Raw genomic sequence first — 5,890 nt, forward strand, 5'->3', positions numbered from 1 at the left:
AAATCACTGTAACCTTTACTAAAAATTAAGGAAAAACGAATGAAAAAAGAACAAATTCCAAATCTCTTAACAATAGGTCGAATTCTCTTTATACCTATTTTTATCTTTATTTTAACAGTAGGAAATTCGATAGAGAGTCATATGGTAGCAGCTATTATCTTTGCTATTGCTAGTATTACAGACTATTTAGATGGATATTTAGCTCGTAAATGGAATGTGGTCAGTAATTTTGGTAAATTTGCAGATCCTATGGCGGATAAGCTACTAGTTATGTCGGCTTTTATTATGCTGATTGAGTTAGGTATGGCTCCAGCTTGGATTGTTGCAGTGATTATCTGTCGTGAGTTGGCTGTGACAGGTTTAAGGCTTTTATTAGTTGAAACTGGTGGAACAGTTTTAGCAGCAGCAATGCCTGGAAAAATTAAAACTTTTAGTCAGATGTTTACCATTATTTTCTTGCTATTACATTGGACTTTGCTTGGTCAAGTTCTACTTTATGTAGCCTTGTTTTTCACTATCTACTCTGGCTATGATTATTTCAAGGGTAGTGCCTATGTATTTAAAGGGACATTTGGTTCGAAATGAAATCAATAATTGATGTAAAAAATCTTTCTTTTCGCTATAAGGAAAGTCAGGAATACTACGATGTGAAGGATATTACGTTTCACGTGAAACGTGGAGAATGGCTTTCGATTGTAGGGCATAATGGTAGTGGTAAATCAACGACGGTTCGATTAATTGATGGCTTACTGGAAGCAGAATCTGGAGAGATTGTAATTGATGGTCAACGATTGACTGAGGAAAATGTTTGGAATATACGTCGTCAAATCGGTATGGTTTTTCAAAATCCAGACAATCAATTTGTTGGAGCGACTGTTGAAGATGATGTTGCCTTTGGTTTGGAAAATCAGGGACTTTCTCGTCAAGAAATGAAAAAGAGAGTGGAAGAAGCTCTGGATTTGGTTGGCATGTTGGACTTTAAAAAGAGAGAGCCAGCGCGTCTATCAGGTGGCCAAAAGCAACGTGTGGCTATTGCAGGTGTTGTAGCCCTAAGACCAGCTATTTTAATCTTAGATGAAGCAACGAGTATGTTGGATCCTGAGGGGCGTAGAGAACTGATTGATACAGTAAAAGGAATTCGAAAAGACTATGATATGACCGTCATTTCTATTACCCATGATTTGGAAGAAGTTGCCATGAGTGACCGCGTATTGATCATGAAAAAAGGGGAAATTGAATCAACTGGTAGCCCAAGAGAACTTTTCTCTCGAAATGATTTAGATCAAATTGGATTAGACGATCCTTTTTCCAATCAATTAAAACATTCTTTGAGCCAGAATGGCTATGATTTGCCTGAAAATTATTTGACAGAAAGTGAGCTAGAGGATAAACTATGGGAATTGCTCTAGAAAATGTGAGTTTTACATATCAAGAAGGGACTCCCTTAGCTTCAACAGCTTTGTCAGATGTTTCTTTGACGATTGAAGATGGTTCTTATACGGCTTTAATTGGCCACACAGGTAGTGGTAAATCAACTATTTTACAACTTTTAAATGGTTTATTGGTGCCAAGTCAAGGGAGTGTGCGAGTTTTTGATACCTTAATCACTTCGACTTCTAAAAATAAAGATATTCGTCAAATTAGAAAACAGGTTGGCTTGGTATTTCAGTTTGCTGAAAATCAGATTTTTGAAGAAACGGTTTTGAAAGACGTTGCTTTTGGACCGCAAAATTTTGGAGTTTCTGAAGAAGATGCGGAGCAGATTGCGCGTGAGAAACTGGCTTTGGTTGGAATTGATGAATCACTTTTTAATCGTAGTCCGTTTGAGCTATCAGGTGGACAAATGAGACGTGTCGCAATTGCAGGCATACTTGCCATGGAACCAGCCATATTAGTCTTAGATGAGCCCACAGCAGGCCTAGATCCCCTGGGAAGAAAAGAGTTGATGAATTTGTTCAAAAAACTCCACCAGTCAGGGATGACCATTGTTTTGGTAACGCATTTGATGGATGATGTTGCTGAATATGCAAATCAAGTCTATGTGATGGAAAAGGGCCGTTTAGTTAAGGGTGGTAAACCAAGTGATGTCTTTCAAGATGTTGTCTTTATGGAAGAAGTTCAGTTGGGAGTACCTAAAATTACAGCTTTTTGTAAACGATTGGCTGATAGAGGCGTGTCATTTAAACGATTACCGATTAAGATAGAGGAGTTCAAGGAGTCGCTAAATGGATAGTATGATTTTGGGGCGTTATATCCCAGGGGATTCGATAGTTCACCGATTGGATCCACGCAGCAAATTACTGGCTATGATGCTACTGATTTTGATCGTTTTTTGGGCTAATAATCCCTTGACGAATCTAATTCTTTTTATAGCGACAGGGATATTTATTGCCTTGTCAGGAGTATCTCTTTCATTTTTTATTCAGGGCTTGAAGTCTATGTTTTTCTTGATTGCCTTCACAACTATTTTTCAACTGTTTTTCATTTCTAATGGGAATGTTTTATTTGAGTTTTCGTTTGTGAGAATTACGGATTATGCTTTGCAACAAGCTGGAATTATCTTTTGTCGCTTTGTATTGATTATTTTCTTTTCAACTTTGTTAACCTTAACGACCATGTCCTTAAGTTTGGCATCAGCTGTCGAAGCTTTGTTAGCGCCTTTAAAGCGTGTGAAAGTTCCAGTTCATGAAATTGGCTTAATGCTATCTATGAGTTTGCGTTTTGTGCCAACCTTGATGGATGATACGACGCGGATTATGAATGCGCAGAAAGCACGTGGAGTGGATTTTGGTGAAGGAAGCATCGTTCAAAAAGTAAAGGCGATGATTCCCATTTTGATTCCTCTTTTTGCGACAAGTTTAAAACGTGCAGATTCCTTGGCTATCGCCATGGAAGCGCGTGGTTATCAGGGGGGAAAAGGCAGAAGTCAATACCGACAACTGAAATGGACGAGAAAGGATACGCTGACCATTCTTGTTATTATCGTACTTGGTTGTTGCTTATTTTTCTTAAAATCTTAGTAGCTTTCAGGAATTGATAAAAAGTTACTGTAACAGTTTTTGATATAAAGGTAGGGATATGAACCGTTTTAAAAAATCAAAATATGTCATTATTGTTTTTGTCACTGTTTTGCTTGTGTCAGCTCTCTTAGCGACGACTTATTCAAGTACAATTGTGACAAAATTAGGAGATGGAATCTCATTGGTTGATAGGGTTGTACAAAAACCTTTTCAGTGGTTTGATTCTGTCAAATCAGATTTGGCTCATTTGACACGAACTTATAATGAAAATGAAAGTTTGAAGAAACAGATTTACCAATTAGAAGTTAAATCAAATGAGGCGGAAAGTTTAAAGACGGAAAATGAACAACTGCGTCAATTGCTTGATATGAAGTCCAAGTTGCAAGCCACAAAGACTTTAGCAGCAGATGTTATTATGCGTTCTCCGGTATCTTGGAAGCAGGAATTGACCCTGGATGCAGGTAAATCAAAAGGGGCTTCTGAGAACATGTTAGCCATTGCAAATGGTGGCTTGATTGGGAGTGTCTCAAAAGTGGAGGAGAACTCTACTATGGTCAACCTTCTGACAAATACGGAAAATGCTGATAAGATTTCTGTTAAAATTCAACATGGTTCTACTACAATTTATGGTATTATTGTTGGCTATGACAAAGAAAATGAAGTTCTTAAAATTAGCCAATTAAATAGTAATAGCGATATTAGTGCGGGAGATAAGGTAACCACTGGTGGATTAGGAAACTTTAACGTTGCGGATATTCCTGTTGGTGAAGTGGTTGCCACAACGCATAGTACGGACTACTTGACACGAGAAGTAACTGTTAAATTAAGTGCAGATACTCATAATGTGAGTGTGATAGAATTAGTGGGGAATTCATAATGAGACAGTTGAAGCGGGTTGGAGTATTTTTATTGCTTCCTTTCTTTGTTCTAATTGATGCCCATATTAGTCAGCTTTTGGGCTCATTTTTTCCCCATGTACAGTTAGCTAGTCATTTTCTATTTTTGTTTCTCTTATTTGAGACGATTGAAGTATCAGAGTATTTCTATTTAGCATATTGTTTTGTAGTGGGTTTGGTTTATGACATTTACTTTTTCCACTTGATAGGGATTGCGACTTTGTTGTTCGTCTTGTTGGGAGTATTTCTCCATAAATTTAATAGTGTTATTTTATTGAATCGTTGGACGAGAATGTTGGCAATTATTGTCATGACTTTTCTATTTGAGATGGGAGCTTATATACTTGCATTAGTGGTAGGTTTAACTGTGGATAGTATGTCTTTATTTATAGTCTATAGTTTAGTGCCATCAATGATTTTGAACCTTATATGGATGATTATCTTTCAGTTTATTTTTGAAAAGTTTTACCTATAAGAAAGAAATAAAAATGTAACAAAGGCGTAATATTCATTAGGCCTTTTTTTGGTATACTAGTAGTGTCTTTAAAAGAAGGAGTATCTACGAAATATGAAGAAAAAAATCTTAGCGTCACTTTTACTAAGTACAGTAATGGTTTCTCAAGTAGCTGTTTTAACAACTGCGCATGCAGAAACTACTGATGACAAAATTGCTGCTCAAGATAATAAAATTAGTAACTTAACAGCACAACAACAAGAAGCCCAAAAACAAGTTGATCAAATTCAGGAGCAAGTATCTGCTATTCAAACAGAGCAATCAAACTTGCAATCTGAAAATGATAGACTACAAGCAGAATCTAAAAAGCTTGAGGGTGAAATTACAGAACTTTCTAAGAATATTGTATCTCGCAATGATTCATTGCAAAAACAAGCTCGTAGTGCTCAAACAAATGGAGCTGCAACAAATTACATCAATACAATTGTAAACTCAAAATCAATTACAGAAGCTATTTCACGTGTTGCTGCAATGAGTGAAATCGTATCTGCAAACAACAAAATGTTGGAACAACAAAAGGCAGATAAAAAAGCTATTTCTGAAAAACAAGTAGCAAACAATGATGCAATTAATACAGTTATTGCAAATCAGCAAAAACTAGCTGATGATGCTCAAACATTAACTACAAAACAAGCTGAGTTGAAAGCTGCAGAATTGAATCTTGCTGCTGAAAAGGCTACTGCTGAGGATGAAAAAGCAAGTTTACTTGAGAAAAAAGCTGCAGCGGAAGCAGAAGCTAAAGCAGCTGCAGAAGCAGAAGCAGCCTACAAAGCTAAACAAGCAAGTCAACAACAAACAGTAGTTGCTTCTGGGAATACAACTTTTACAGCAGAAGTTCAAGCAGTATCTAGTTCATCTGAATCATCTTCAAGCTACACTCCTGCATCAGTAAAACATCGTCCAACATACAGTACAAACGCTTCAAGTTATCCAACTGGTGAGTGTACATGGGGAGCTAAAACATTAGCACCTTGGGCTGGAGATTACTGGGGTAATGGAGCACAGTGGGCTACAAGTGCAGCTGCTGCAGGATTCCGCACAGGATCTACACCTCAAGTTGGTGCCATTGCATGTTGGAATGATGGTGGATATGGACACGTAGCCGTGGTTACAGCTGTTTCATCATCAACAAGTATCCAAGTATCTGAATCAAACTATGGTGGAAACCGTACAATCGGAAATAAACGTGGTTGGTTCAATCCTACTACAACTTCAGAAGGTTTTGTAACATATATCTATCCAAACTAATGAATAAAACGAAGAGGCTCGATTTGAGTCTCTTTTATAATTTATATACTTTAAAAATCTACTAAAATAGCTTGAAAATATTGAAAAAGTATGGTAAAATGAAAATTGTCGTGTGAACGATAATACTCATTCTTGATGAATTGTGAAACAGTTGCCTTTGGGTCGTTTTGCGAGTTGAAGTCAAGAAGAGGAAAAAAACAAAAAGGAGAAAT

General features: G+C 36.9%; 7 protein-coding genes. All 7 read left to right on the forward strand.

The window, feature by feature from the left end:
* Window positions 1–39: 39 nt before the first annotated feature.
* The 7 genes from pgsA (at window position 40) to pcsB (ending at window position 5,678) form a co-directional block, all read left to right on the forward strand.
* Entirely contained in the window at window positions 40–585 is a 546-nt protein-coding gene (pgsA, locus tag RYK12_RS09770; protein ID WP_314848801.1) for a CDP-diacylglycerol--glycerol-3-phosphate 3-phosphatidyltransferase, read from the forward strand.
* Window positions 582–1,409: an energy-coupling factor ABC transporter ATP-binding protein gene (locus RYK12_RS09775; RefSeq protein WP_314848803.1), complete on the forward strand. Its 828-nt coding sequence runs from the start codon at window positions 582–584 to the stop codon at window positions 1,407–1,409. The genes pgsA and RYK12_RS09775 overlap by 4 nt, the downstream gene beginning before the upstream one ends.
* A complete protein-coding gene (locus tag RYK12_RS09780; protein ID WP_049491120.1) occupies window positions 1,394–2,233 on the forward strand; it encodes an energy-coupling factor transporter ATPase in 840 nt (279 codons plus the stop codon). The genes RYK12_RS09775 and RYK12_RS09780 overlap by 16 nt, the downstream gene beginning before the upstream one ends.
* The gene (locus RYK12_RS09785; protein WP_314848805.1) at window positions 2,226–3,020 is read left to right on the forward strand and encodes an energy-coupling factor transporter transmembrane protein EcfT; all 795 of its coding nucleotides are present in this window, start codon (window positions 2,226–2,228) and stop codon (window positions 3,018–3,020) included. Before RYK12_RS09780 ends, RYK12_RS09785 begins: the two co-directional genes overlap by 8 nt.
* Before the next feature lie 58 nt (window positions 3,021–3,078).
* Entirely contained in the window at window positions 3,079–3,897 is an 819-nt protein-coding gene (mreC, locus tag RYK12_RS09790) for a rod shape-determining protein MreC (RefSeq protein ID WP_261095879.1), read from the forward strand.
* Window positions 3,897–4,391, forward strand: coding sequence for a rod shape-determining protein MreD (gene mreD, locus RYK12_RS09795; protein WP_084926266.1), 495 nt, complete (start codon window positions 3,897–3,899; stop codon window positions 4,389–4,391). Before mreC ends, mreD begins: the two co-directional genes overlap by 1 nt.
* Window positions 4,392–4,484: 93 nt before the next feature.
* On the forward strand, window positions 4,485–5,678 hold the full coding sequence (pcsB, locus tag RYK12_RS09800) for a peptidoglycan hydrolase PcsB (protein ID WP_125452642.1): 1,194 nt from the start codon (window positions 4,485–4,487) through the stop codon (window positions 5,676–5,678).
* Window positions 5,679–5,890: the final 212 nt, after the last annotated feature.

It is taken from the genome of uncultured Streptococcus sp., from assembly GCF_963518475.1.
Taxonomy (GTDB): Bacteria; Bacillota; Bacilli; order Lactobacillales; family Streptococcaceae; genus Streptococcus.